General features: G+C 54.0%; 23 protein-coding genes, 7 tRNA genes and 1 other RNA gene. 10 read left to right on the top strand and 21 right to left on the bottom strand.

Annotated elements, in window-relative coordinates; all coding sequences use genetic code 11:
- Window positions 1-5: 5 nt before the first annotated feature.
- The 4 genes from ptsH to cysZ form a co-directional block, all read right to left on the bottom strand.
- Window positions 6-263 (bottom strand): phosphocarrier protein Hpr, encoded by a 258-nt coding sequence (ptsH, locus tag ACPUC8_RS03115; RefSeq protein ID WP_007889063.1) that lies wholly within the window; start codon window positions 261-263, stop codon window positions 6-8.
- 64 nt (window positions 264-327) lie between these two features.
- Window positions 328-630 carry a hypothetical protein gene (locus tag ACPUC8_RS03110; RefSeq protein ID WP_494925563.1) on the bottom strand — a complete coding sequence of 101 codons (303 nt, stop codon included), beginning with the start codon at window positions 628-630 and terminating at the stop codon, window positions 328-330.
- A gap of 19 nt (window positions 631-649) precedes the next feature.
- Window positions 650-1621, bottom strand: coding sequence for a cysteine synthase A (gene cysK / locus ACPUC8_RS03105; protein WP_058972994.1), 972 nt, complete (start codon window positions 1619-1621; stop codon window positions 650-652).
- A gap of 140 nt (window positions 1622-1761) precedes the next feature.
- Window positions 1762-2520, bottom strand: a complete 759-nt coding sequence (cysZ, locus tag ACPUC8_RS03100; protein ID WP_039329673.1) for a sulfate transporter CysZ — start codon at window positions 2518-2520, stop codon at window positions 1762-1764.
- 218 nt (window positions 2521-2738) lie between these two features.
- Between cysZ and zipA the strand changes: the two genes are divergently transcribed.
- From zipA to ACPUC8_RS03085, 3 genes are all read left to right on the top strand, one after another.
- On the top strand, window positions 2739-3725 hold the full coding sequence (zipA, locus tag ACPUC8_RS03095) for a cell division protein ZipA (RefSeq protein WP_494925562.1): 987 nt from the start codon (window positions 2739-2741) through the stop codon (window positions 3723-3725).
- 69 nt (window positions 3726-3794) lie between these two features.
- A complete protein-coding gene (ligA, locus tag ACPUC8_RS03090; protein ID WP_494925561.1) occupies window positions 3795-5810 on the top strand; it encodes an NAD-dependent DNA ligase LigA in 2016 nt (671 codons plus the stop codon).
- 1 nt (window position 5811) lies between these two features.
- Window positions 5812-6030: a DUF3820 family protein gene (locus tag ACPUC8_RS03085; RefSeq protein WP_494925560.1), complete on the top strand. Its 219-nt coding sequence runs from the start codon at window positions 5812-5814 to the stop codon at window positions 6028-6030.
- A gap of 30 nt (window positions 6031-6060) precedes the next feature.
- On the opposite strand, the gene ACPUC8_RS03080 is transcribed toward ACPUC8_RS03085, so the two are convergent.
- Window positions 6061-7062: a bile acid:sodium symporter family protein gene (locus ACPUC8_RS03080; protein WP_039329665.1), complete on the bottom strand. Its 1002-nt coding sequence runs from the start codon at window positions 7060-7062 to the stop codon at window positions 6061-6063.
- 100 nt (window positions 7063-7162) lie between these two features.
- On the opposite strand from ACPUC8_RS03080, the gene ACPUC8_RS03075 reads away from it, so the two are divergent.
- Entirely contained in the window at window positions 7163-8083 is a 921-nt protein-coding gene (locus ACPUC8_RS03075; RefSeq protein WP_058972988.1) for a LysR family transcriptional regulator, read from the top strand.
- Here ACPUC8_RS03075 and ACPUC8_RS03070 read toward each other — a convergent pair.
- From ACPUC8_RS03070 to ACPUC8_RS03040, 7 genes are all read right to left on the bottom strand, one after another.
- On the bottom strand, window positions 8080-8430 hold the full coding sequence (locus ACPUC8_RS03070; RefSeq protein ID WP_039329661.1) for a FlxA-like family protein: 351 nt from the start codon (window positions 8428-8430) through the stop codon (window positions 8080-8082). The genes ACPUC8_RS03075 and ACPUC8_RS03070 overlap by 4 nt on opposite strands.
- A gap of 148 nt (window positions 8431-8578) precedes the next feature.
- Window positions 8579-8715: non-coding RNA, RtT sRNA (locus tag ACPUC8_RS03065), on the bottom strand.
- 31 nt (window positions 8716-8746) lie between these two features.
- Window positions 8747-8822 (bottom strand) — tRNA-Lys (locus tag ACPUC8_RS03060).
- A gap of 4 nt (window positions 8823-8826) precedes the next feature.
- A tRNA-Val gene (locus tag ACPUC8_RS03055) sits at window positions 8827-8902 on the bottom strand.
- A gap of 41 nt (window positions 8903-8943) precedes the next feature.
- Window positions 8944-9019, bottom strand: a tRNA-Val gene (locus ACPUC8_RS03050).
- A gap of 41 nt (window positions 9020-9060) precedes the next feature.
- Window positions 9061-9136: transfer RNA gene (locus ACPUC8_RS03045), tRNA-Val, on the bottom strand.
- 48 nt (window positions 9137-9184) lie between these two features.
- Window positions 9185-9260, bottom strand: a tRNA-Val gene (locus ACPUC8_RS03040).
- 273 nt (window positions 9261-9533) lie between these two features.
- Between ACPUC8_RS03040 and gltX the strand changes: the two genes are divergently transcribed.
- The gene (gene gltX, locus ACPUC8_RS03035; RefSeq protein ID WP_039329659.1) at window positions 9534-10955 is read left to right on the top strand and encodes a glutamate--tRNA ligase; all 1422 of its coding nucleotides are present in this window, start codon (window positions 9534-9536) and stop codon (window positions 10953-10955) included.
- 84 nt (window positions 10956-11039) lie between these two features.
- Here gltX and ACPUC8_RS03030 read toward each other — a convergent pair whose 3' ends face one another.
- A complete protein-coding gene (locus ACPUC8_RS03030; RefSeq protein ID WP_039329658.1) occupies window positions 11040-11393 on the bottom strand; it encodes a YfeC-like transcriptional regulator in 354 nt (117 codons plus the stop codon).
- A 111-nt stretch (window positions 11394-11504) separates the two neighbouring features.
- Window positions 11505-12293: a formate/nitrite transporter family protein gene (locus tag ACPUC8_RS03025; RefSeq protein ID WP_039329656.1), complete on the bottom strand. Its 789-nt coding sequence runs from the start codon at window positions 12291-12293 to the stop codon at window positions 11505-11507.
- A gap of 342 nt (window positions 12294-12635) precedes the next feature.
- On the opposite strand from ACPUC8_RS03025, the gene ACPUC8_RS03020 reads away from it, so the two are divergent.
- Window positions 12636-12711 (top strand) — tRNA-Ala (locus ACPUC8_RS03020).
- 42 nt (window positions 12712-12753) lie between these two features.
- Window positions 12754-12829, top strand: a tRNA-Ala gene (locus tag ACPUC8_RS03015).
- Between the two features lie 266 nt (window positions 12830-13095).
- Here ACPUC8_RS03015 and ACPUC8_RS03010 read toward each other — a convergent pair.
- The 5 genes from ACPUC8_RS03010 to ACPUC8_RS02990 form a co-directional block, all read right to left on the bottom strand.
- Window positions 13096-14694 carry a rhodanese homology domain-containing protein gene (locus tag ACPUC8_RS03010; protein WP_494925559.1) on the bottom strand — a complete coding sequence of 533 codons (1599 nt, stop codon included), beginning with the start codon at window positions 14692-14694 and terminating at the stop codon, window positions 13096-13098.
- On the bottom strand, window positions 14687-15277 hold the full coding sequence (locus ACPUC8_RS03005) for a cysteine dioxygenase family protein (RefSeq protein WP_494925558.1): 591 nt from the start codon (window positions 15275-15277) through the stop codon (window positions 14687-14689). Before ACPUC8_RS03005 ends, ACPUC8_RS03010 begins: the two co-directional genes overlap by 8 nt.
- Complete coding sequence (locus tag ACPUC8_RS03000) at window positions 15274-16257, bottom strand: ABC transporter substrate-binding protein (RefSeq protein WP_039327400.1); 984 nt, start codon at window positions 16255-16257, stop codon at window positions 15274-15276. Before ACPUC8_RS03000 ends, ACPUC8_RS03005 begins: the two co-directional genes overlap by 4 nt.
- Window positions 16257-17345, bottom strand: coding sequence for an LLM class flavin-dependent oxidoreductase (locus tag ACPUC8_RS02995; protein ID WP_058969492.1), 1089 nt, complete (start codon window positions 17343-17345; stop codon window positions 16257-16259). Before ACPUC8_RS02995 ends, ACPUC8_RS03000 begins: the two co-directional genes overlap by 1 nt.
- Window positions 17346-17538: 193 nt before the next feature.
- Complete coding sequence (locus ACPUC8_RS02990; RefSeq protein WP_039327393.1) at window positions 17539-18729, bottom strand: NupC/NupG family nucleoside CNT transporter; 1191 nt, start codon at window positions 18727-18729, stop codon at window positions 17539-17541.
- Window positions 18730-19098: 369 nt separating this feature from the next.
- Between ACPUC8_RS02990 and ACPUC8_RS02985 the strand changes: the two genes are divergently transcribed.
- On the top strand, window positions 19099-20340 hold the full coding sequence (locus tag ACPUC8_RS02985) for an Nramp family divalent metal transporter (protein ID WP_039327390.1): 1242 nt from the start codon (window positions 19099-19101) through the stop codon (window positions 20338-20340).
- Between the two features lie 45 nt (window positions 20341-20385).
- On the opposite strand, the gene ACPUC8_RS02980 is transcribed toward ACPUC8_RS02985, so the two are convergent.
- Both ACPUC8_RS02980 and mgrA read right to left on the bottom strand, forming a co-directional pair.
- A complete protein-coding gene (locus ACPUC8_RS02980; RefSeq protein WP_039327388.1) occupies window positions 20386-20724 on the bottom strand; it encodes a DUF2502 domain-containing protein in 339 nt (112 codons plus the stop codon).
- Between the two features lie 159 nt (window positions 20725-20883).
- Window positions 20884-21876 carry an L-glyceraldehyde 3-phosphate reductase gene (gene mgrA, locus ACPUC8_RS02975; protein ID WP_494925557.1) on the bottom strand — a complete coding sequence of 331 codons (993 nt, stop codon included), beginning with the start codon at window positions 21874-21876 and terminating at the stop codon, window positions 20884-20886.
- Between the two features lie 212 nt (window positions 21877-22088).
- Between mgrA and ACPUC8_RS02970 the strand changes: the two genes are divergently transcribed.
- The gene (locus ACPUC8_RS02970) at window positions 22089-23744 is read left to right on the top strand and encodes an alpha-keto acid decarboxylase family protein (protein WP_494925556.1); all 1656 of its coding nucleotides are present in this window, start codon (window positions 22089-22091) and stop codon (window positions 23742-23744) included.
- 156 nt (window positions 23745-23900) lie between these two features.
- Window positions 23901-24866 carry a glucokinase gene (glk, locus tag ACPUC8_RS02965; RefSeq protein ID WP_039327379.1) on the top strand — a complete coding sequence of 322 codons (966 nt, stop codon included), beginning with the start codon at window positions 23901-23903 and terminating at the stop codon, window positions 24864-24866.
- Window positions 24867-24870: the final 4 nt, after the last annotated feature.

The following is a 24870-nucleotide window of genomic DNA, read 5'->3' as shown; positions in this document are numbered from 1 at the left end:
CGGAATTACTCCAGCTCAGCCATCAGTTTCACCAGGTGCTCAACCGCTTGCTGCTCGTCTTCACCTTCAGCAGACAGCGTAACAACCGTACCCTGAGTCAGACCCAGAGTCTGCAGTTTGAACAGGCTTTTCGCGCTGGCAGATTTGCCATTAGAGGTCACAGTGATTTCTGACTGGAAAGCCTTAGCTTCTTTAACGAACTGAGCTGCAGGACGGGTATGAAGGCCGTTAGGTGCGGTAATGGTAACTTCTTGCTGGAACATTCTATTTCCCCAACTTTATCAGGTTTGGTGTTATGGATCTAAAGTCTAGCCTGGAGCCGCTACTTTAGCCTGTGTAGGTGCGCTGGTGTGGCATTAAGCTGACCAAAAAATGCGCTTCATAATGTGCGTCTTTCGGAGACAGATCAAAAACTGCGCGAATTCGGCACTCCGTTAAGTATGCCGTGAATCGCCGTTTAGCCAAATCAGTAAATCGATTCAGCTTGATCCACTTCAAAGCCAGATTAATTTCAGGCACCGAAATAATTGGGAGCTTAAATACCAGAGCCGAGACATTGAAATCAATCTGCCTGGTGGTAAAAGTGAGATCTACACCACAAAAAAGCACCCGATTGGGTGCTTTTTCCATCAATTTAAGACTTTGGCGGTTACTGCTGCAGCTCTTTTTCAGTGAACAGATCGGCGAACAATGCGGTGCTAAGGTAACGCTCTCCAGAAGAGGGCAGGATGACCACAATGTTCTTGTTAGCGAAGGCTTCGTCTTCCTGCAATTTCAACGCGGCAGCCACGGCAGCACCTGAGGAGATACCGGCCAGGATGCCTTCTTCTTCCATCAACTGACGCGCAGTGCTGATCGCTTCTTCGTTGGTAATCGCCACCACACGGTCAACCAGTTTCAGGTCAAGGTTGCCCGGAATGAAACCGGCACCGATGCCCTGAATCTTGTGTGGGCCGGGTTTGATCTCTTCACCTGCCAGCGCTTGAGCGATAACCGGCGAGTCTGTTGGCTCAACCGCCACCGTAATCAGCTCTTTCTTGCCTTTGGTATTTTTAATGTAGCGGCTTACGCCAGTCAGCGTGCCGCCGGTGCCCACACCCGCGATAAACACATCGACTTCGCCGTCTGTGTCTTCCCAGATTTCCGGGCCGGTGGTTTTCTCGTGGATTTCCGGGTTAGCCGGGTTGCTGAACTGCTGCAACAGCACAAATTTGTCTGGGTCGCTAGCGACGATCTCTTCCGCTTTGGCGATGGCTCCTTTCATGCCTTTCGCGCCTTCGGTCAGCACCAGATTGGCACCCAGCGCCTTAAGCAGCTTACGGCGTTCAACCGACATGGTCTCTGGCATGGTCAGGGTTAATTTGTAACCGCGTGCCGCCGCAACGTAGGCCAGCGCAATACCGGTGTTACCGCTGGTGGGTTCAACCAGCTCAACCCCCGGTTTAAGAATGCCGCGTTTTTCCGCGTCCCAAATCATATTGGCACCGATACGGCATTTGACGCTGAAGCTCGGGTTACGCGACTCGACCTTCGCCAGAATGCGGCCGTTACCGATGCGGTTCAGTCGAACCAGCGGCGTATGACCAATTGTCAGAGAGTTGTCTTCATAGATCTTACTCATAGCTCGTCCTTAACTGTATGAAATATTGGGAACCCTCAGAGCATACCTTTTCTTCCCGTACGCGGAAGGAAAGAAATCGTATATCTATATAGCCCACAACCATAAGCCTTACGCAAAAATGCATAAGGCTTTTTGAAGCTTTAATGACGTGTGTGTTGCATACGATAACGGTCAACCCACATCGCTGTGGCGCCACATACCGCCACCGGCATGATGGCCAGATTCAGAATTGGAATCATGGTAAACAGGCTCACCATCGCACCGAACTGCATATTGGCGGTCTTATGCTGACGCAATGCACTGCGCATCTGGTGGAAACTCACTTTGTGGTTGTCAAACGGATAATCGCAATACTGTATCGACAACATCCAGGCGCTGAACAAAAACCATAAGACCGGGGTGACGGTTTGTCCAAATCCAGGGACAAAATAGAGCACCAGCAAGCCGAGTGCACGCGGCAGGTAGTAGCCCAGCTTTTGTAATTCGCGCTTCATAATGCGCGGGATATCTTTGAACATCGCCATCCAGCCACTGTCTGGCAGCGGTTTGCCGGTCAGGCGTCCTTCCAGCTGCTCTGCCAACAGCCCGCAGAAGGGAGCGGCAATCCAGTTGGCCAGGGTGGAGAAGAAGTAACTAAACACCAGCACAATCGAGATAACCGACAGCGGCCAAAGTAAATAACTCAGCCACTGCAACCAGTCTGGTACGTGGGACAACACGGCAGGGATCCATTGGCCCAGACGTTGAAACAGCCAGATAAAGGCGCCGCCCAGCAGCACGATGTTAACCAGCAGCGGGATAATAACGTAACGGCGAATGCCAGGCAGGCGAACCAACTTCCAGCCTTCGGCAAAGTAATGAATACCATTAAATGATGAGGGTAAGTTCTCTGCGGGCATAGCGAGCCATTCTCCTTGTGTGTGGCGGCGCGCACATCATAACCTGGCTTTTTGTCGGCGGCAGGGGCACATTGCGCGAAAAAACAGCAAAAAAGCGTGGGGCAGCTATCTTATTTGTCAGAAAATACTGCACAGACTTGCACTTGTGTAGCTGGGCAAATACAGTTAGAGGATAAAGTTTGCCGTGGTGGCAAGGTATTGGAACAACAGAGAATACAATGATGCAGGATTTGCGTCTGATATTAATCGTTGTTGGCGCGATCGCCATAATAGCGCTGCTACTTCACGGACTGTGGACCAGCCGTAAAGAGCGCTCTTCCGTGTTTCGTGATCGCCCGCACAAACGTCTGAAACAACGCGATGAAGCCGATGAAGATCTGCTGAGCGACGAAGATGATGGCGTCGGCGAAGTTCGTGTGAGCCGTCATCGTGACGCCCATGAAGAGCCTGAATTTGACGCGCCTGTGACTAAACCTGTCAGCGCGCCGCGTGCGCCTGAACCTGTGCGTCAGCCGTTCCCACTTCATGAAGCGCCATTAATGGGCGATCCACTGCTGGATGATGAGCCAGCCGTGCGTCAACCTGCACCGCAAGCGCCTGTACCACCCGTAGCGAGACCTGCGCCTGCGCCACAACCTCAGCCAGTGCAGGCCGATCCTTTGCTGGATAATGAGCCACTGTCTGCAACCCAGCCTGCGCCTGAATTCCAGGCTGCGGAAGAACCTGAATTTGAAGAAGAAGCACCGGTGGTGCAGGAACAGCCGGCGCAGCCTGCTGCCTCTTCACAAAGAAAAAATGAAGCGGTGCTGGTACTGCACGTGGCCGCGCACACCGGTGGTGAACTGAACGGCGAAGCGCTGTTGCAGGGTATTCTGCAAGCGGGCTTCCAGTTTGGAGAAATGAACATTTTCCATCGCCATCTCAGCCCAGCAGGCAGCGGACCTGTGCTGTTTAGCCTGGCGAATATGGTCAAGCCGGGCTCATTTAACCCGGACACCATGGGCGATTTCACTACGCCGGGCATCTCCATCTTTATGATGGTGCCGTCTTACGGTGATGCCAACCAGAACTTCAAGCTGATGCTGCAGTCAGCACAGCGTATCGCTGATGATGTGGGTGGTGTGGTGCTGGATGATGAGCGCCGCATGATGACGCCACAGAAGCTGGAAACCTACAAAGCACGCATTCGTGAAGTGATTGGCTAACCGTCTTTCATCGTGAAAAATATTAACTAAACCCCCGCATGTCGGGGGTTTTTTATCGGGTAAAAGATTATGAAATCGGTTCAGGAGCAGATCACCGCACTGCGTACCTCGTTACGTCACCATGAGTACCTCTATCACGTGATGGATGCACCGGAAATTCCGGATGCAGAATATGATCGATTAATGCAGCAGCTGCGCGAACTGGAAGCGGCGAACCCCGATCTCATCACGCCCGATTCCCCCTCTCAGCGCGTAGGCGCGGCACCGTTGGCTGCTTTCGAACAGGTTCGCCACGAAGTGCCCATGCTGTCACTCGACAACACCTTTGATGAAGCCGGATTCCTTGCCTTCAATAAACGCGTCCAGGATCGCCTGAAAAGCAGCGATGATTTGACCTACTGCTGCGAACTCAAGCTGGATGGCCTGGCGGTTAGCCTGCTGTATGAGGATGGCCTGCTGGTACGCGCAGCCACACGCGGTGATGGCACCACCGGTGAGAACATCACCGTCAATGTGCGTACCATTCATGCAATCCCGCTGCGTTTGCACGGCGACAACATTCCCGCGCGCGTTGAAGTGCGTGGGGAAGTGTTTATGACGGAAGTGGGCTTTGAAAAGCTCAATGAAGAAGCTCGTCGTACGGGAGCGAAAGTGTTCGCCAACCCGCGCAATGCCGCTGCGGGCTCATTGCGCCAGCTCGATCCACGCATCACGGCGAAACGCCCGCTGACCTTCTTCTGCTACGGTTTTGGCCTGCTGGAAGGCGGTGAAATGCCTGCCAGCCATTGGCAGCGCCTGCAACAGTTTAAAGCCTGGGGATTACCGGTCAGCGACCGTATTCGTCTGGCTCATACCGCCGAAGAGGTGCTGGCATTCTATCGCCAGGTGGAGCAAGACCGCCCGTCACTCGGTTTTGATATTGATGGCGTGGTGATCAAAGTGGATTCTCAGGCCCTGCAGGAGCAGCTCGGCTTTGTCGCGCGTGCGCCTCGCTGGGCCGTGGCCTTTAAATTCCCCGCGCAGGAGCAGATGACCTTCGTGCGCGACGTTGAATTCCAGGTTGGCCGTACGGGTGCTATCACCCCGGTGGCGCGTCTGGAGCCGGTGCAGGTGGCTGGCGTGGTGGTGAGTAATGCCACACTGCACAACGCTGATGAAATCGCGCGTTTGGGCTTGCGCATCGGCGATAAAGTGGTGATTCGCCGCGCGGGCGATGTGATTCCGCAGGTGGTGAATGTGGTGGAATCTGAACGTCCTGAAGACACGCGTGAAATCGTCTTCCCGAGCCATTGCCCGGTCTGTGGATCAGATGTCGAACGCGTCGAAGGTGAAGCCGTGACGCGTTGTACCGGTGGCCTGATTTGCGGTGCGCAGCGTAAAGAAGCGCTTAAGCACTTTGTCTCTCGCCGTGCGATGGACGTTGACGGTATGGGCGAAAAAATAATCGATCAGCTCGTGGAAAAAGAGTATGTCCAGACGCCGGCCGATCTATTCCGTCTCACCGCCGGCAAGCTCACTGGGCTGGATCGTATGGGACCAAAGTCGGCGCAAAATATCGTGGATGCGCTGGAAAAGGCGAAGCTCACAACGTTGCCTCGATTCCTCTATGCACTCGGCATCCGTGAGGTTGGGGAAGCCACCGCCGCTAATCTGGCCAATCATTTTGGTGAGCTGGATAAAGTGATGAATGCCGATCTCGAGGCTCTGATTGCCGTGCAGGATGTGGGCAAAGTGGTTGCTGCACATGTGCGTAATTTCATGGATGAAGAGAGCAATCGCGAGGTGATCCGCGAACTGACTGAGATTGGGGTGCACTGGCCTCAGCCAGAAGTGGTGAACGCGGCAGAGATCGACAGTCCGTTTGCCGGTAAAACCGTGGTACTGACCGGCTCGCTGTCGCAGATGAATCGTGACGATGCTAAGGCACGTCTGGCGGCGCTCGGTGCGAAAGTCAGCGGCAGCGTATCGAAGAAAACCGATTTACTGATTGCCGGCGAAGCCGCAGGTTCGAAACTGGCGAAAGCACAGGAACTGGGTATTCCGGTGATTGATGAAGCGGAGATGATTCGCCTGCTTGGAGCCTGACATGGAGAAACATCAGTTGGTGGAAATCGCCAACATGGCGATGCCCTTTGGTAAGTACAAAGGCCGTATGTTGATCGATTTACCTGAAGAGTATTTGCTGTGGTTTGCGCGCAAAAACGAGTTTCCCGCAGGCAAGTTAGGTGACCTGATGCAACTGACGCTGGCGATTAAAATTGAAGGATTAGAGGGGTTGGTTAAACCCCTCAAGCGCAGTGAATAGTAAAACGGCCCGTATTTGCGGGCCGTTTGCTTAGGATTTTTGCGTTTCCACTTGCTGCTGCGCCAGCCGCTTCTCATTGCCTGCCTTGTAGCGTTGGGCAATAAAGGAACACACCATCAACTGTACCTGATGGAAGATCATCAACGGCAGTACGATAATCCCCACCGAACTGGCCGGGAACAGAATGTTGGCCATCGGTACACCATTAGCCAGACTTTTCTTCGAGCCACAGAACAGCACCACGATTTCATCGGCACGGCTGAAACCAAACAGTCGCGAAGCCCCAAGGTTAATTGCCAGCGCGACAAACAGAATCACCACGCTGCCCACCAGAATCCACAGCAGCGTATCCACGCCCACGCGATGCCAGATGCCGTTCACTACCGCTTCACTGAAGGCAGAATAGACCACCAGCAGGATTGAAGTCTGGTCAGTTTTGCCAATCAGGCTGCGATGTTTCTCTATCCAGCCGCCAATCCAGCGACGAGACAAGTGACCAATCACGAACGGCACTAACAGTTGCAGCATGATTTTGCCAATCTGTTCGAGACCATTACTCGGCGCATCGCTGTGCACATTCATCACCAAATTGACCAGCAGCGGCGAAACGAATACGCCGAGTAAACTGGAAGCCGACGCTGCACAGACCGCAGCGGCGACGTTCCCGCCCGCCATGGAGGTGAAGGCAATGGCTGACTGAACGGTCGCGGGCAGGATACACAGATAGATGAATCCGGTGTAAATCTCCGCACCAACGTTAACCGGATGCCACCACACCAGCAGCAGACCCAGAATCGGGAATACTACAAAGGTGCTGCACATAATCCACAGATGCAAACGCCAGTGGCTGCTGCCTGCAATGATTTTTTCGCGAGATAACTTGGCTCCGTGCATAAAGAACAGCAGGGCAATGGCGGCGGTGGTCAGATACTCAAAGAAATCAACAAAACCGCCTTTGGCCGGAATAAAGCTTGCCAGCAGCACGGTGATGATGAGTTTGACCATCATTGGGTCGAGTCGTAAAAATCCCATTGTTACAATCCGGTTAATAATAAAAATGATGGAGCTGATTGTGCGCTACTCGGGTTTAGAAATAAAATTGATTTATTGCATTAATCTATGAGAGATATCGATGAATTACACCTTACGTCAGCTTCGCACCTTTGTTGCCGTGGCACAGCAGGGGAGCTTTAGCCAGGCAGGTCAGGCCATTGGCCTCAGCCAGTCTGCGGTGAGCCACAGTATTAAAGAGCTTGAAGCCGAAATGGGGGTGCGATTACTCGATCGCACCACGCGTGAGGTGATGTTAACGGAAGCGGGGCACCAACTGGCATCACGCCTTGAGCGGCTGTTGGAAGAGTTAAACACCACTGTGTTGGATGTGCGCAGCTATGGGGAACAGCGCAGCGGCACGGTGCGGGTGGCCGCGAGTCAGACCCCTTCGGCAAACCTGATGCCGCAATGTTTAGCGGGCAGTCAGCAACGTTATCCGGATATTCGTGTGATTTTGCACGACCGCGCGCAGCAGTCGGTGCTACAGAGCGTACGTAATGCGGAAGTCGATTTTGGTATTGTTATCGGACCGCTCGCAGAAGCCGATTTTGATGCCGAAGATATTTTGCAAGAGCCGTTTTTACTGTTGTGCCACCAGGACGATGTGCTGGCGCAGGTGGAGCAAGCCGAGTGGGCGATGTTAGCGGGGCGCAATCTGGTGTTACAGGATTATGCTTCCGGCAGTCGCTTACTGGTGGATGCGGCTTTGCAGCAGTTATCCATAAAGGTGCAGGTGGTGCAGGAGATTGGTCACCCCGCCACGTTGTTTCCGATGGTGGAGGCGGGAATAGGCATCAGTATTTTGCCAGCGTTAGCGCTGCCACTGCCTTCAGGGCGCAAACTTGCAGTACGTCGACTCTATCCAGAGATCAATCGTCATCTGATGTTGATTAAACGAAAGAATCGGTCTTTGACCCCGGCCGCCGAAGCCATCTGGCAGGAGGTGCGCCAACAGGCAAGCCTGCTGGCGCAACAACGCGCACTCAAACCGGCGTTTTAGACGTAAACGTTGATTTGGTTGGTATCGGTCGGACGATTAATGCCATCAGCTTTCGGTGCGCTGGTGGCACTGGCCGCAGTCGGCTGCTGCGCTTCTTGCTTCTGCTGCGCTTTTTCTGCCTGCTGCTGCTCAATTTGCGCTATCTGCGCTTCTACCATCGCAATCTGTGATTCCAGCATCTGCTGTTCTTCAGATTTCTGTTCATCCGTGAGGGTATCGTCATCTGCCAGATCTTTAACCTGTTGAGTCAGGCTTTGGATCTGTTTATTCAGGCTGGCGATTTGTGAGGTGGAACCTCCACCACTGCTTGCGCTACTGATGCTGCTTACACTTGAGATAGTCGACATGGTTTACTCCTTGCAATAGACCATTATCGTTATCGGCACAGGTGGGAACAGCCTTGAGCACGCAAAGCGTTAAGCCAGTGAAAAGGTTTCGTGAGGACGAGGTGTTTTACGCATAGCAAAAAGGCGCCTTTAGGGCGCCTTTCTACATTGGTGGGTCGTGCAGGATATGCCTCGGCCCGTCCGGGGCCTCGCCCTTCGGGTGATGCTGTCGCATCAGCCTGAATTGCTCCGGGCAATTCAGTCGAACCTGCAGCAGGTTCTCATCCAGCACTTTTTCTGCATAGCAAAAAGGCGCCTTTAGGGCGCCTTTCTACATTGGTGGGTCGTGCAGGATTCGAACCTGCGACCAATTGATTAAAAGTCAACTGCTCTACCAACTGAGCTAACGACCCGAAGTGGTGGGCGATGACGGGCTCGAACCGCCGACCCCCTCCGTGTAAAGGAGATGCTCTACCAACTGAGCTAATCGCCCACTTCGGAACTGCTTAACAAGAGTGTCATCTGACTAAGATATGGTGGGCGATGACGGGCTCGAACCGCCGACCCCCTCCGTGTAAAGGAGATGCTCTACCAACTGAGCTAATCGCCCACTTCGGAACTGCTTAACAAGAGTGTCATCTGACTAAGATATGGTGGGCGATGACGGGCTCGAACCGCCGACCCCCTCCGTGTAAAGGAGATGCTCTACCAACTGAGCTAATCGCCCATATCTTACTCTTTCCAAACTCTTGCACACTGCGGACCACTTTAAGAGTGGTGGGTGATGACGGGCTCGAACCGCCGACCCCCTCCGTGTAAAGGAGATGCTCTACCAACTGAGCTAATCACCCCCGCTGTGTGGAGTCGCATTATAGGGATCCTTCGAAGTGAGTCAACGCTTTTTAAAACATAAATGTTTGTTCGCTCTAAATTTAGGCGTAATGTCGCGCTTTTAGTCAATGTGCTGGTTTTATTAGCAGAAAAACGCAGTTGAATAAGCGATGCCACCGCGAGAGTCATTGAGGAAAGCGTCTCACCTGCTAGAATATGCCCACTGTTTTTTCGCGTTAACCCGTTTTTTTGTCATCCAGATAAAGAAACCTGCGCATCTAAGGCAATGCTGAATGAAAATCAAAACTCGCTTCGCACCCAGCCCCACTGGCTACCTGCATGTGGGCGGTGCCCGTACTGCTCTCTATTCCTGGCTGTATGCTCGCCATAACAAGGGCGAATTCGTTCTGCGTATCGAAGATACCGATTTAGAACGTTCTACGCCGGAAGCCATTGAAGCCATCATGGATGGTATGCACTGGCTTAACCTGCAATGGGATGAGGGCCCGTACTATCAGACGAAGCGCTTTGATCGTTACAACGCGGTCATTGATGAAATGGTAGAGGCTGGCTCTGCTTATAAATGCTATTGCTCAAAAGAGCGTTTAGAAGCTCTGCGTGAAGAACAGATGGCGAAAGGTGAGAAGCCACGCTATGACGGTCGTTGCCGTGACAGTCACGAGCATCACGCTGCGGATGAGCCATGTGTGGTGCGTTTCCGTAACCCGCAAGAAGGTTCGGTGATTTTCGATGACCAAATCCGTGGTCCGATCGAATTCAGTAACCAAGAGCTGGATGATTTGATCATCCGTCGTACTGATGGTTCGCCAACCTATAACTTCTGCGTCGTGGTGGATGACTGGGATATGGGTATCACCCACGTTATTCGTGGTGAAGACCATATTAATAACACGCCGCGCCAGATTAACATCCTGAAAGCGATTGGCGCTGAAGTGCCTACCTATGCGCACGTTTCTATGATTCTGGGTGATGACAGCAAGAAGTTGTCGAAGCGTCATGGCGCGGTAGGGGTGATGCAGTATCGTGATGACGGCTATCTGCCGGAAGCACTGCTCAACTATTTGGTTCGCCTGGGTTGGTCGCATGGCGATCAGGAAATTTTCAGCGTGGCAGAAATGGCCGAGCTGTTTACCCTGGATGCGGTCAGCAAATCAGCCAGTGCTTTCAATACTGAAAAACTGCAGTGGCTGAACCATCACTACATTAATACGCTGCCGCCAGAATATGTGGCGACGCAGCTGCAGTGGCACATTGAACAGCAAAATATTGATACCCGCACCGGCCCGGAACTAGCGAAGCTGGTGACGCTATTGGGTGAGCGCTGCAAAACGCTGGTCGAGATCGCGGCTTCTTGCCGTTACTTCTATGAAGAGTTCGACGCCTTTGATGCGGATGCTGCGAAGAAACACCTGCGTCCTGTTGCACGTCAGCCGCTGGAAGTGGTGCGTGACAAGCTGGCTGCGCTCAGTGACAGCGAGTGGAATGCGGAAAACGTGCATAACGCGATTCAGGGTGCAGCCGATGCGCTTGAGCTGGGAATGGGTAAAGTTGGCATGCCACTGCGTGTGGCGGTGACGGGTGCAGGCCAGTCTCCGGCGCTGGATGTGACGGTTGAAGCGATTGGTCGCAGCCGTAGTGTGGCGCGTATTGAAAAAGCGCTGGCATTTATTGCTGAGCGTGAAGCCCAGGCTTAATTGAGTGAGCGGCTACCATCAAGGTTGCCGCTACAATTATTGCGGGCATTAAAAAAGCCGGGAGTATAACGCCCCCGGTTTTTTTTATTCTTCTTTAATGCCTAGCCGTTCCAGCACGCCACTTATCCCTTCGCGCAGCAGCAGGGCGGCAAGTTGGTCTTGTTCGCCTGTTGTCATTTGCTGGACAGAATTTATTAATAACGCAGGCAACGTATTTTGTTGAGCACCGTAATTAGCCACCGGTTCGTTAACATGACGCGTGGACTGGATAAAACTTTTCACCCGCTCGTCAATGTGGATCAATCGCGCTTTACCGCCCTGAACACCCGGTTTAGGCGTGGTTGTCCAGTTCTCTCGCTTGATCCATTTATTCACGGTCTGCCGACTGTAGCCCGTTTCCAGCGCGAGCTCTTCGGGGGTGAGCCATTCCTTTTTCACGATGCTGTCCCTGTTAAATACATTAGCTGTACATATTACAACAAAACGTAACGGGGAGAAGTCATCCGACAGGAAAATGCCTTTTGTCAGATGACAAAAGGCATAATTCGATTACTGTGCTTCGCTAACGGAAGGCTGTTCTGGACGGAAAGCGAGGAAATAGGTGAGGCCAACAAAAATTGCACCGCCGACGCCGTTGCCGAGGAAAACGGCAATCACGTTTGGCGCAAATTCTGCCCAACTCATTTGGCCCGCAAAAATAGCAGCAGGCACAATAAACATGTTGGCGATGACGTGCTGGAAGCCAATGGCGACGAATGCCATCACCGGGAACCACATGCCAAAGATTTTACCGACCATATCTTTACTGGCAAAAGCTAACCAAACAGCCAGACACACCAGCCAGTTGCAGCCAATACCTGAAATGAACGCATGCAAGAAGTCGGCATTCACTTTCGCGTGGGCAATCGCCACGGTTTTTTTCAGGTAATCGCCTTCGGTCATACCCAGCATGTGGCCAAAGAACCACGCCACGGCCACACTGCCTAAGAAGTTGGCGATAGTGACCCAGAACCAGTTACGCAGCACGCTAAAACCGCTGATGCGGCGAGCGAACCAGGCAATCGGCATCGTCATCATGTTGCCGGTCAGCAGTTCGCCACCGGCTAACACGGTGAGGATCAGACCCACCGGGAACACGGCTGCGCCGAGGAAGCCACCAAACGAACCCCATTCAGCAGGGAGTTGGTTGATAACGTGCAGATCGAGCAGGAAACCAGTGGCAATAAATGCACCGGCCATAAAGCCAAGAATTAACAAGGTAGAAACCGGCAAACGGCTTTTAGCCACGCCAGCTTGAATCGCCAGTTGGGCGATCTCTTTTGGTGTATGCAGCGACATAGTTCACTTTTCTTTTCGTTAACAAGGGGGAAGTTGCTGGCCGGCCAAAGAGAGACTTACCCTGGAAGGTTGACCGGTTAATTAGCGCGCTAAGTTTACACGCGCCCGTAACGAACACAAGATTATTCCTAACATCTTTAACCGCGATTTAACCTTGTGGGGTGAGAAGGTCATGCGAAAATCAGCAAAGGAAAGTGCGATTACGTTGAAAAAAAAGCCATTATGACGCGGGGTTGCCGCCTTTTTCAGCGATTGAACACAGAACAAGAATTTGACGTTGACACTCAGGAGGCGGTTTCATATTATGCCGTCCGTCGAGTTAAATCGGCAGTTTTCGGTGCTGGGGGTATAGCTCAGCTGGGAGAGCGCTTGCATGGCATGCAAGAGGTCAGCGGTTCGATCCCGCTTATCTCCACCAAATCGTTATTAACGATGGGCACTGAATAAGATTTCCAGATGTGGGGGTATAGCTCAGCTGGGAGAGCGCTTGCATGGCATGCAAGAGGTCAGCGGTTCGATCCCGCTTATCTCCACCAAATCTCTGTTCGTTCTGAACGCGTAATAAAATCCTAAACGAAAAAATTAAACACGAATAATCGTGCATTTGGCGTTTTTGCTATGCAATGAATGTCTGTTGCAAGTGCACATCAACGCGCACCTTACGAAAATTATGCACGTTCGTCGAAGGTTAGCCATTAATGGCGTTATCGTCAGCAGCTTAACTGACAAGCAATCAGTCATTAATGGCGACCGAAAGCGCTTGAATGAGTGTCAAAAGCCCTTCTGGTCGCCCAGCAACATATTAAGCCAACGGCAATACCCTGAAACCGTGCGTACCATCGCGGTCCAGCTGCGCGACCAGACCATACTCCCAATCCAGATACGCCTGCATCACCTTCGGTTCGATATCCGTGCCTTCATACGGGCGACGATAGCGATCGATATCCGGTGACAGTAACTGTTGCTCGCCTTGTTCGGTCGGAAGGTTTGCTGCACGCCACGCCGCGTTACCCCCTTCCAGCACAAACACCGGCTTGCCGGTCAACTCAGCGACCTGCTCGACAGCATAACCGGCTAACAGGCTGCTGCCGCAGGTCAGAACATAGCGTCGTGCATCGGGTAATGCACCTTTGCCTTGCTGTTGCAGCGTTGAACGCAGTAGCCAGCCCGCGCCGGGAATATGGCTGTTGAGATGATTGGCGCGCGTGGTGAAATCCAGTACTTGCGTTTGCCCCTCGCCCAACCAGTCCGCGAGCTGCTGAGGCGAAACAAATTCTGGCTGTTCGACGGCTGGCACCTGGGGTTTCCAGTTGCCGGTTGCACTGAAATCCTCTGGCTGCAACTCTTCTAACACTGAAACCTGCCAGCCAAGCTGCGCCAGCCAGGAGGCTGTCATATTGGCGCGTACGCCGTCGTCATCAATCAATACAATGCGCGCGCCGCGTACGCTGGCATAGTGGTCGGTCTCCTGCACCAGCTGTCCCCCTGGCACGTGGCGGCTGCCAGGCAGATGGCCCGTGGCGTACTCCTCGGCATCGCGCACATCAAATACGTAAGTATTACGTGGCTCCTGCTGCCAGCGCTTCAAGGTTGCCAGCGGAATACGCTCAACGCCGGCACGATCGGCAAGATTACGTGCATTATTCGCGGCCTGGCGCTGTGCGGTTTCGCTGGTCTCACCGTAGCGACGCGACTGGGCTTTATCCAGCGCATGTCCCGCCAGCGTCCAACCGATGGTCCCGTTACGCAGTGCGAATACCGGATTGCGAATCCCGGCATTCACCAACGACTGGGTACCAATGATGCTGCGCGTACGTCCCGCACAGTTCACAATCACAGTGGTTTCCGGCGAAGGGGCGAGATCGCGCACGCGCAACACCAGCTCACCGCCCGGTACGCTGGTGGCTCCGGGAATGCTCATGGTCTGATATTCATCAAAGCGGCGGGCATCCAGCACCACCACATCGGCATCGCTGTTGATCAGGGCGTGCACCTCATCCGCTGACAGGGAAGGGGTGTGATTGTGATGCTCCACCAGTTCACCGAACGCTTTGCTCGGCGAATTGACATCAATAAACAGCTCGCCGCCTGCAGCTTGCCAGCCAGCTAAATCCTCTTTCAGCAGCGCCACATTGCTGTAGCCCAGTGCGGCTATACGTTCGGCTGCTGCCTGCGCCAGACCTTCGCCGTTATCATATAAAGTGATGGATGTGCTGTGCTGCGGGATGCGATCTAACAGTTCGAGTTCCAGTTTGGAGAGCGGAATATTCACCGCAAACAGCGGATGTGCGGTGGCGTACAGCGCTTCGTCACGCACATCCACAATCGCCACTTCCTGCTGCTGACGCAGCGCTTCAAGAATCTCCGCTGCCGGGCGGAGAGGGAAAGTCGTTTTACTCATGTGAGAGATCCCAAATGTTTGGTAAATAGCGGTTGCTGTAACCGGAGATAAACTGTTTTTCACTGCCGTCTTCGCGGTACACCGCGCGTTTTACCGCCCCAATATTGGCACCGTAGACGTGGATGCTGATCGAGACGCGGTCGTCATAGGCGTTGCTCACGCGGTGAATATCACCCACGGTGGGGGAGACGGCTTCAACATGACCTGGATTGAGACGCACGGGAGCACCTTCAGGTTGTAATCCATGTGGCCCCGGCTGCCAGGATTGTGAAATCTCCGCGCCGCGCAGCATGCCAATCAAGCCCCACACGCGATGGTCGTGAATCGGTGTTTGCTGGCCCGGTCCCCACACGAAACTCACGACCGAAAAGCGCTGCTGAGCATCGGCATACAGCAGATATTGCTGATAGTGGTCTGGATGCGGCTGGGTATAGGCTTCATCTAACCAGTCATCATGGCGAATAAGCTCGCCCAGCCAGGCACTGCCCTGTTGCAAAACCGTGGCTTCATCGGGTTGGCTGTCGAGTAAGTTCGCCAGATCACTGACAAAGCGGCGTAAACGATGGTGTTGATACTCACTCATGATTTGTCTCCCGGCGCATGTTGAGCAACCTGGTTGGCCTGCGCAGACAGGCTGAAATCAAAGGCTTTGCTGACATCAATCGCTTTGGGCAATACCTGATAGCGATGGAAGAAGTCTGCCGACTGTTGCAGCGTAGGGATCAGGCTGGCGTCAAACACCAGCGGGCGGATTCGCGCATCGGCAATCCAGCTGCTGGTAATGTTTGTGGGCATATTGAGTGTTTTGCCCAGCACCGCTGCGAACTCTTGCGGGTGCTGCTGCGCCCAAATCTGTGCTTTTGCCAGACGTGCCAGCAAATCGGCGATGGCTTTACGCTTACCGGCATCATTCAAGGCTTCATCGCGCGCTAAGGCATACGAGTAACCGGACATAATTCCTTTGCCGCCGCCGTCAGGGACACGCACGGTGCCATCCACCGCCGTTGAGGTGGCGATGTACGGTTCCCACGGCGCCCAGGCCGATACCGCACCAGACGTCAATGCCGCACGACCATCCACCGGGCCAAGGAAACGCAGCGTGACATCGTCAGGCTTCAATCCGGCTCGTTCCAGCAAGCCCAGCAGCAGATAATGGCCCCAGCCGCCACGATTCACCGCGATTTGCTTGCCTTTTAAATCCTGCAAACTGTGGATCCCGGCATTCGGACGCGTCAGCAGGGCGATGCTGTCAGGATTATTCTGCCAGGCGCCCACGGCTTTAACCGGCGCGCCAGCGGCATAGACAAACAGGAACGGCAGGTCGCCGGTAAAGCCGACGTCAAGCGCACCAGCATTCAGTGCTTCCTGCACGGGTGCGCCGGAATCGAAAGCAGTGAGTTTGAGATCGTAAGGCAGGTTATTAAGCTCGCCAGAGGCTTTCAGCGCGGCAAAACGATCGCCTTTCACATCGCCTAAGCGCAGGGTGACTTTATCCGCCGCCAACAACGGATTAAGCGCAGATAGCGCCAGTGCAACACCGGCAAACAGGGCAGCCAACCGCATCAGGCGCTCCTTTTAACCGCAGCAGTATGCGCGGCCACTTTTTCACGCGTCAGGGGAATCAGTTCCTGACCATACTCCACCGCATCATTGAGTGGATCGAAGCCGCGAATTAACACGCTGTGAATACCAAGGCGATAGTAGTCCAGCAGCGCATCAGAGACCTGATCGGCGGTGCCGACCAGCGCGGTAGAGTTGTAGCCGCCCTGAACCAGTTTGGCCACGCCGGTCCACAGCACCTTATCCAGTCGATCCCCTTCGTTCGCGGCGGCCAGCAGGCGTTGCGCACCCACGCTTTGCGGTTTGGGTTTACCAAAGGCAAAGCCGGTTTCGCGCAGCTGTTTTTCGGCCGTTTCGCGGATATGCTCGGCACGCTCCCAGGCTTCCTTCTCGGTTTTGCCGATAATCGGGCGGAAGGAAATATTGAAGTCGATTTCACGTCCCTGCTGAGCCGCAGCGGCACGCACGCTGCGCACCGTCTCTTCAGCCCCTTTTAATGGCTCGCCCCACAGTGCAAATACGTCGGCGTGGCGCGCCGCAACATCAATCGCTTCCTGCGATGAACCACCAAAATAGACCGGCAGTTTTTTCTGCAGCGGTTTAATCGCCGAAAATGCCTGTTCAGCCTGATAGAACTGACCTTGATGATCGTAGGGCTGTGAAGATTCCAGACTCTGTTTCAACACGGTCAGAAACTCATCGCTGCGTGCATAGCGTTCGGCTTTATTCAGGAAATCCCCATCGCGGCGCTGCTCTACATCGCTGCCACCGCTGATGATGTGCACCGCCAGGCGGCCATCGGTGAGATGATCCAGCGAGGCCAGCTTACGCGCGGCCAACGTTGGTGCGACAAAACCAGGGCGATGTGCCAGCAGGAATTTCAATGTCGAGGTGTGGGCCGCAGCGTGGGCCGTGACCAAAAAACCGTCGGGTTGATCGGACCAATAGCCGACCAGGATACGATCAAAACCGGCTTCTTCATGGGCGCGGGCAAAGCGAGCGATGTAGTCTTTATCGAACAGCGGGCCGCTGGCCGGGATGATTTCTGAAGCGAGGCGGTGGCCAATCATGCCAAGAAATTGAATGCTCATACGATTCTCCTGATGTGAGGTCATGGAGAAAAGCTACGGGGGCAGGTGGCTGGGAAGGAAATTCAATATTGTGCAAAGGATTTGCAATTAGCGGGGAAGCAGCGGTTGGCGCGGTGATTGCGGGTTGAAAATGGGGTTATAACAGATAGGAATAATTAAGAAGAGAAGGGCGAGCCGAAGCTCGCCCAAACTATCAGAAGGCCAGAACCAGCCCGGCGATAGCGGCAGAGAGCACGCTCACCAGGGTTGAACCGTACAGCAGTTTCAGGCCAAAGCGAGAAACCACATTACCCTGCTCTTCATGCAGACCTTTGATTGCACCCGCCACAATCCCGATAGACGAGAAGTTAGCGAAGGAGACCAGGAACACAGACAGGATGCCTTCGGCATGCGGTGACAGCTGACCGGCAATTTTCTGCAGATCCATCATCGCCACGAATTCGTTTGAAACCAGTTTGGTCGCCATGATACTGCCGACTTGCAGCGCTTCGCTGGACGGCACGCCCATCACCCACGCAAACGGGTAGAACACGTAGCCCAGCACACCCTGGAAGCTGATGCCGAAGATCAGGTCAAACAGGGCGTTCAGACCAGAAATCAGCGCGATAAAACCAATCAGCATCGCGGCAACGATAATCGCCACTTTGAAACCAGCAAGGATGTATTCACCCAGCATTTCAAAGAAGCTCTGACCTTTATGCAGGTCCTGCAACTGCAGGTCTTCTTCGCTGTCGATGCGGTAGGGGTTAATCAGCGACAGGACAATAAAGGTGCTGAACATGTTCAGCACCAGCGCAGCAACCACATATTTTGGCTGCAGCATGGTCATGTAAGCACCGACGATTGACATCGATACAGTCGACATAGCGGTCGCTGCCATGGTGTACATGCGGCGCTGTGACATCTTGCCGAGGATATCCTTATAGGCGATGAAGTTTTCTGACTGTCCCAAAATCAGAGAGCTTACGGCGTTAAAGGATTCCAGTTTGCCCATGCCATTGATTTTAGACAGCACGGTACCGATGCCGCGGATCACCCATGGCAAGATACGGAAATGCTGCAAAATACCGATCAGCGCGGAAATAAACACAATCGGGCACAGAACATTGAGGAAGAAGAAGGCGAGGCCTTTCTCATTCATGTTACCGAACACGAAGTTGGTCCCTTCTGCGGCGTACTTCAGCAGATGGTCAAACAGACCGGCAAACCCTTTCACGAAGCCGAGGCCCGCTTCAGAGTTAAGGAAGAACCACGCCAGCAAAACTTCGATCACCAGAAGCTGTACGATGTAGCGAATACGGATACTCTTACGATCGTGACTGACCAGCAAGGCCAGTACGGCTACCACCACTAATGCCAAAAGAAAGTGCAAAATATGGGACATGTCGGCTCCAAATTTGAGGAGGGTTGTATTTTGTTGCGTATTCTATGTAACGCGTTACTTAAAAACGAGATCTAAACCACATTATAAGTATTCGGTATCGACATATTTCTAAGAATAGTCTCACCGCTCACACCCTCTTCACAAATCCGTTACAAGAAATATCCACAAAAACATTGTCTATAAAATAACCCGAGAGTAGAGTGATTCCTGTTGCAAACATTTTGGCAAGAACTGGCTTTACCGCAAGGTATAGCAATGGCTATACTTCATAGCACCATCTATTACTACGATAACGATAACCATATTTCACTTGCCTTGCTGGCCCCGTAATCTGTGAGGGTCATCAAGCGTTAGGACAGGGTCAACACTATGTCAGAAAGCCGCACCGCTGAGCGCGCCGCTCGCGGAGCCAGAAAAATCAAGCTCGCGCTGCTGGGCCCTGCCTTCATCGCGGCGATCGGTTATATCGATCCCGGTAACTTCGCCACCAACATCCAGGCCGGTGCGGCCTACGGCTATAAGCTGCTGTGGGTGGTGGTTTGGGCTAACGTGATGGCGATGCTGATTCAGCTGATGTCCGCCAAGCTGGGCATCGCTACCGGCAAAAACCTGGCTGAGCACATTCGCGATCGTTTCCCGCGCCCGGCGGTGTGGTTCTATTGGGTGCAGGCAGAGATCATCGCGATGGCGACAGACCTCGCTGAATTTATTGGTGCGGCGCTCGGCTTTAAGCTGCTGCTGGGGATTTCGCTGCTGCAAGGTGCGGTGTTGACCGGTGTCGCCACCTATTTGATTTTGATGTTGCAAAACCGTGGTCAGAAACCGCTGGAATTAGTGATTGGCGGCCTGCTGTTGTTTGTCGCCGCGGCCTATATCGTTGAGCTGTTTTTCTCGCAGCCGAAAGTGAGTGAGTTAGTGACCGGCATGGCGTTGCCTTCGCTGCCGACATCAGATGCAGTATTCCTGGCGGCAGGTGTGTTAGGTGCCACCATCATGCCACATGTCATTTATCTCCATTCCGCACTGACACAACACGGGAATATTGGCAGCAAAGCCGATCGCTACTCTTCGACCAAACTCGATGTCGCGATTGCCATGACTATCGCGGGCTTTGTCAATCTGGCGATGATGGCCACTGCCGCTGCGGCTTTCCACTTTAGCGGCCACACCAGTATTGTCGATCTCGACCAGGCGTACCTGACGCTGCAACCGCTGCTGGGCAAAGCGGCGGCTATCGTGTTTGGCCTGAGCCTGGTCGCCGCCGGTTTGTCATCGACCGTTGTCGGTACACTGGCGGGGCAGGTGGTAATGCAGGGCTTTATCCGTTTCCACATTCCGCTGTGGCTGCGTCGTACCATCACCATGTTGCCTTCCTTTATTGTGATTTGGGCGGGATGGGATCCCACCCGCATTCTGGTAATGAGCCAGGTGCTGCTCAGTTTTGGTATTGCGCTGGCGCTGATTCCGCTGCTTGCCTTTACTGGCAACCGTGAGTTGATGGGCGATGAGATGGTGAATTCACGCCTGATGCAGAACGCGGGGCGCTTGATTGTGGTACTGGTGGTGGCGTTGAATCTTTACTTACTGGTGGGCGAAGCGCTCGGCTGGTAAGCCAACCGCAAAATGAAAAATCCCGGCTCTGAGGCCGGGATTTTTTTAACGCCAGTGAGGAGGGGGTGGCGGTGGCGGCCGATGGTCGTGTCGCCAGTGTGCGCGGCGTTCACGCTCGTGCCAGCGATGTTCACGCTCCCACTCTTTGTGGCGTCGCCATTCATCGTGTCGCCACCAGCGGCGTTCATTGTATGAGTAGCGGTCATTCCACCAACGCGGTTCACGCCAGCGTCCACCATCCCAGTAATAACCGCGACGGTCACGGTCGCCGAGATGTAACGTCACGCCGGGTGTGCGAATAGTCAGGCTATCGGCATGTGCTGTGCTTATTGCCAACGGGGATAAAGATGCCAGCAACGCGGCAAACAAAATAGCTCGTTTCATTACTTCTCCTTTTCAGTAGCTTATCACTGCCACCGTTGCGCTAGTCTGCCACATCGGACCAACCATGCCTTGAGAATGAGTCTGAAAAGGTTGAGGGAAATCTGAATTGAGAATTATCTGCTGCGGAAAACACCCGGCCTGAACCGGGTGGGGAAGCGCTTACACTAAAATGGCGTGGATGGCATTAATCTCATCCTGCGTTAGCACCGGCTGGCTCAACATCTCAACAGCATCATCGATTTGCGCGGTTTTGCTGGCACCGATCAGCACGGAAGTCACACGTTCATCACGCAGCACCCAGCTTAGCGCCATTTGCGCCAGCTTCAGCCCACGCTGCTGCGCGATAGCCTGCAGCTTGCGCACCTTCTCCATTTTCTCTTGGGTCAGTTGGCTCTCATTGAGGAATTTACTGCCGCTGGCAGCGCGTGAATCCTCTGGAATGCCTTGTAGATAGCGGTCAGTCAACACACCGCCCGCCAGCGGAGAGAAGGCGATGCAGCCGACACCATTGTCTCCCAGCACATCCAGCAAGCCTTGCTCTTCAGGGGCGCGTTCGAACATGGAGTATTTTGGCTGGTGGATCAGACATGGCGTACCAAGGTCACGCAAAATGGCGATCGCTTCAGCGGCCTTATCGGCAGGATAGTTGGAAATGGCGGCATACAGCGCTTTGCCCTGACGCACCAAGTGATCCAGCGCGCGCATGGTCTCTTCCAGCGGTGTCTCTGGATCAGGACGGTGATGATAGAAGATATCGACGTACTCCAGCCCCATACGCTTCAGGCTTTGATCGAGACTGGAAACCAGATACTTGCGTGATCCCCAATCGCCATACGGGCCATCCCACATGGTGTAACCCGCTTTGGTCGAGATCACCAGTTCATCACGCAGTCCGGCAAAATCTTCGCGCAGAATACGGCCAAAATTGGACTCGGCGGAACCCGGAGGCGGACCATAGTTATTGGCGAGATCAAAGTGAGTGATGCCACGATCAAAGGCGTGGCGCAGGAGTTCACGACTGTTATCGACGCGCGTGCTGTCGCCAAAGTTATGCCATAAACCCAGCGAAATCGCGGGCAGCTTCATGCCGGTACGGCCACTACGGCGATATTGCATCTGTTGATAACGGTCGGGATGGGGAAAAATAGACATGCAGCGTTCCTGTCTCAAAGGGGAGAAAGTGACATCAGCATAGCAGTGTATGCGTTTACACTAAGCCGAAACGGGCCGAAGATCGCAACTTACAGAATTTTCTGTCGTCGTAACGATTGCTTGCCACAAATCACAGCGCGCTGATGGTGAAAATCTCGCCAATTCAGCCACATTGCTGATACTTCGATTATTCCCTTAAGAAGGAGCTGTCGATGAAAACTCTCACTGTTGGCGACTATTTACTGCACCGTTTACAGCTTGCTGGCATCCGTCACTTGTTTGGCGTACCCGGCGATTACAACCTGCAATTTCTCGACAGCGTAATCGAACACCCTGAGATCGCCTGGGTCGGCTGCGCCAATGAGTTAAACGCAGCCTACGCGGCAGATGGTTATGGACGCTGCAACGGTGCCGCCGCCTTGCTCACCACTTTTGGCGTGGGCGAACTCAGCGCAATAAATGGCATTGCGGGCAGCTTTGCAGAGTATGTGCCTGTCATTCATATTGTGGGCGCTCCCGCCAGCCGAGCCCAGCAGCAGGGGCATTGTGTGCATCACTCTTTAGGCGATGGCGACTTCCATCACTTCCTGCGTATGGCACAGGAGGTCAGCGTCGCCAGCGCGGTGCTGACAGCGGAGAATGCCGTCGCGGAAATTGATCGTGTTATCACCGAGTCACTGCATCATCACCGGCCTGGCTATTTATTGCTGGCGGTCGACGTGGCGGCCGCACAGGTTGAACTCGTCGATTTACCTTCTTCAGCAACACCAGACGATTCCGCTGTTGCAGCGTTTGCAGCAGCCGCTGAACGTCTTCTGGCGCCCGCGCAGCGTGTCGCCTTGCTGGCGGACTTCCTCGCGGCACGCTGGCAACTGCAAAAAACACTCACAACCTTGCGCCAGCTACGCGCTATTCCCGCCGCGACCTTATTAATGGGCAAAGGTGTACTGGATGAGCAGCAGCCGGGCTATGTTGGCACTTACGCCGCGGAGGGCAGCAGTGAAGCGGTACGCCGTGCGATTGAAGAGACCGATGTGACGCTGTGTGTCGGCGTGCGCTTTACCGACACCTTAACTGCTGGCTTCACTCAGCATCTGCCTGCAGAACGCGTGATTGACCTGCAACCCTTCCACGCCACGGTGGGCGGAGAACGCTTTGCACCGCTGAGCATGGCACAGGCGCTGGCGGTGTTGCTGCCGATTTATCAACGTCACTGCGCACACTGGGCGCTGGCCGACCACGTTTCCTGCGAAGAAAATGAGCAACCTGATGATGCGGTAATCAGTCAGCGTGCATTCTGGCAGGCGATGCAGCGCTTCCTGCAGCCGGGTGATATTATCCTGGCCGACCAAGGCACGGCGGCGTTTGGCGCGGCAGCGCTGCGTTTACCACAGGGCGCGCAACTGCTGGTGCAGCCGTTATGGGGATCGATTGGCTATACTCTACCAGCGACCTTCGGGGCGCAAACCGCGCAGCCGGAGCGCCGCGTCATCCTGATCATCGGTGATGGCTCAGCGCAACTGACTATTCAGGAGTTGGGTTCGATGCAGCGTGACCGGCAACAGCCGATCATCTTCCTGTTAAATAATGACGGCTACACGGTTGAACGGGCGATTCACGGTGCTGAACAGCGCTACAACGACATTGCCCCTTGGAACTGGACCGCGCTGCCGCACGCCATGAGTGTGCAGTGTCAGGCACAAAGCTGGCGGGTGAGTGAGACGGTGCAACTGACGGCGGTGATGGAGCAATTAATGCTGAATCGCCGGCTGACGCTGGTGGAAGTGGTGATGGAGAAACAAGACCTGCCACCTCTGCTGCGTAAGGTCACTGCCGCGCTGCATCAGCGCAACAGCGGGCAGGTTTAGGAAAATTGCCTCTATACACATGAGGCTGTGAACGTCAGGCTGTGCCACACATCTGAAGTATTGACGCCCATCATGCTGGTGGGCGTGATTGTTTTATTGGCAGGCTCTTATATAGTGTCCTGCAATTGTTTATGACCCAAGCGGAGCAGCAGAAGAATGACAAAATACGCCCTGGTCGGCGATGTGGGCGGCACTAACGCTCGTCTCGCCTTGTGTGAGGTGGAGACCGGCGCCATCTCCCAGGCCAAAACATTCTCAACATCAGACTACGACAATCTCGAAGCGGTGATTCGTGCTTATCTCGATGAGCAGAAGCAGGAGATCAAACACGCCTGTATCGCGATTGCCTGCCCAATCACCGGCGACTGGGTGGAGATGACCAACCACGATTGGGCATTTTCAACGCGTGAGATGAAAGAACATCTGGCCTTCGAGAGCCTGGAAATCATCAATGATTTCACCGCAGTCTCGATGGCTATTCCGATGCTTTCTGAAAATGAAGTGCTGCAGTTTGGCGGTAAAGCCCCGGTTGAAGGTAAACCAATTGCCATTTACGGTGCCGGTACCGGTTTGGGAGTTAGTCACCTGGTGCATGTGGATAAGCGCTGGGTCAGCCTGCCGGGTGAGGGCGGTCATGTTGACTTCGCGCCAAACAGCGAAGAAGAGGGTGAAATCCTTGAGGTGTTACGCGCCGAGCTGGGCCATGTGTCAGCGGAGCGTGTGCTGTCCGGGTCAGGGCTGGTGAATCTGTATCGCGCTATCGTTAAATCTGACCAGCGCGAGCCGGAAAATCTTAAACCTAAAGATGTAACGGAACGCGCACTACAAGACAGCTGCACCGATTGCCGTCGTGCACTGTCGCTGTTTTGCGTGATCATGGGGCGATTTGGTGGCAACCTGGCGCTGAATCTCGGCACCTTTGGCGGGGTGTATATTGCCGGTGGCATCGTGCCACGCTTCCTCGACTTCTTCAAAGCCTCGGGTTTCCGCGCTGCGTTTGAAGATAAAGGCCGCTTCCGTGATTACCTGGTGGATATTCCGGTCTACATGATTACTCACGATCAGCCAGGCTTACTGGGCGCGGGTGCGCATCTGCGCCAAACGCTGGGCCGCGTACTGTAACGCA

The organism is Pantoea sp. CFCC18177 (assembly GCF_059412425.1).
Note: the sequence above shows the minus strand (reverse complement) of the source record. Positions and strands in the feature narration are given on the sequence as shown.

Coding starts and splice junctions, on each gene's coding strand:
- ptsH (WP_007889063.1), bottom strand. CDS start 263: ATGTTCCAGCAAGAAGTTACCATTACCGCACCTAACGGCCTTCATACC.
- ACPUC8_RS03110 (WP_494925563.1), bottom strand. CDS start 630: ATGGAAAAAGCACCCAATCGGGTGCTTTTTTGTGGTGTAGATCTCACT.
- cysK (WP_058972994.1), bottom strand. CDS start 1,621: ATGAGTAAGATCTATGAAGACAACTCTCTGACAATTGGTCATACGCCG.
- cysZ (WP_039329673.1), bottom strand. CDS start 2,520: ATGCCCGCAGAGAACTTACCCTCATCATTTAATGGTATTCATTACTTT.
- zipA (WP_494925562.1), top strand. CDS start 2,739: ATGATGCAGGATTTGCGTCTGATATTAATCGTTGTTGGCGCGATCGCC.
- ligA (WP_494925561.1), top strand. CDS start 3,795: ATGAAATCGGTTCAGGAGCAGATCACCGCACTGCGTACCTCGTTACGT.
- ACPUC8_RS03085 (WP_494925560.1), top strand. CDS start 5,812: ATGGAGAAACATCAGTTGGTGGAAATCGCCAACATGGCGATGCCCTTT.
- ACPUC8_RS03080 (WP_039329665.1), bottom strand. CDS start 7,062: ATGGGATTTTTACGACTCGACCCAATGATGGTCAAACTCATCATCACC.
- ACPUC8_RS03075 (WP_058972988.1), top strand. CDS start 7,163: ATGAATTACACCTTACGTCAGCTTCGCACCTTTGTTGCCGTGGCACAG.
- ACPUC8_RS03070 (WP_039329661.1), bottom strand. CDS start 8,430: ATGTCGACTATCTCAAGTGTAAGCAGCATCAGTAGCGCAAGCAGTGGT.
- gltX (WP_039329659.1), top strand. CDS start 9,534: ATGAAAATCAAAACTCGCTTCGCACCCAGCCCCACTGGCTACCTGCAT.
- ACPUC8_RS03025 (WP_039329656.1), bottom strand. CDS start 12,293: ATGTCGCTGCATACACCAAAAGAGATCGCCCAACTGGCGATTCAAGCT.
- ACPUC8_RS03010 (WP_494925559.1), bottom strand. CDS start 14,694: ATGAGTAAAACGACTTTCCCTCTCCGCCCGGCAGCGGAGATTCTTGAA.
- ACPUC8_RS03005 (WP_494925558.1), bottom strand. CDS start 15,277: ATGAGTGAGTATCAACACCATCGTTTACGCCGCTTTGTCAGTGATCTG.
- ACPUC8_RS03000 (WP_039327400.1), bottom strand. CDS start 16,257: ATGCGGTTGGCTGCCCTGTTTGCCGGTGTTGCACTGGCGCTATCTGCG.
- ACPUC8_RS02995 (WP_058969492.1), bottom strand. CDS start 17,345: ATGAGCATTCAATTTCTTGGCATGATTGGCCACCGCCTCGCTTCAGAA.
- ACPUC8_RS02990 (WP_039327393.1), bottom strand. CDS start 18,729: ATGTCCCATATTTTGCACTTTCTTTTGGCATTAGTGGTGGTAGCCGTA.
- ACPUC8_RS02985 (WP_039327390.1), top strand. CDS start 19,099: ATGTCAGAAAGCCGCACCGCTGAGCGCGCCGCTCGCGGAGCCAGAAAA.
- ACPUC8_RS02980 (WP_039327388.1), bottom strand. CDS start 20,724: ATGAAACGAGCTATTTTGTTTGCCGCGTTGCTGGCATCTTTATCCCCG.
- mgrA (WP_494925557.1), bottom strand. CDS start 21,876: ATGTCTATTTTTCCCCATCCCGACCGTTATCAACAGATGCAATATCGC.
- ACPUC8_RS02970 (WP_494925556.1), top strand. CDS start 22,089: ATGAAAACTCTCACTGTTGGCGACTATTTACTGCACCGTTTACAGCTT.
- glk (WP_039327379.1), top strand. CDS start 23,901: ATGACAAAATACGCCCTGGTCGGCGATGTGGGCGGCACTAACGCTCGT.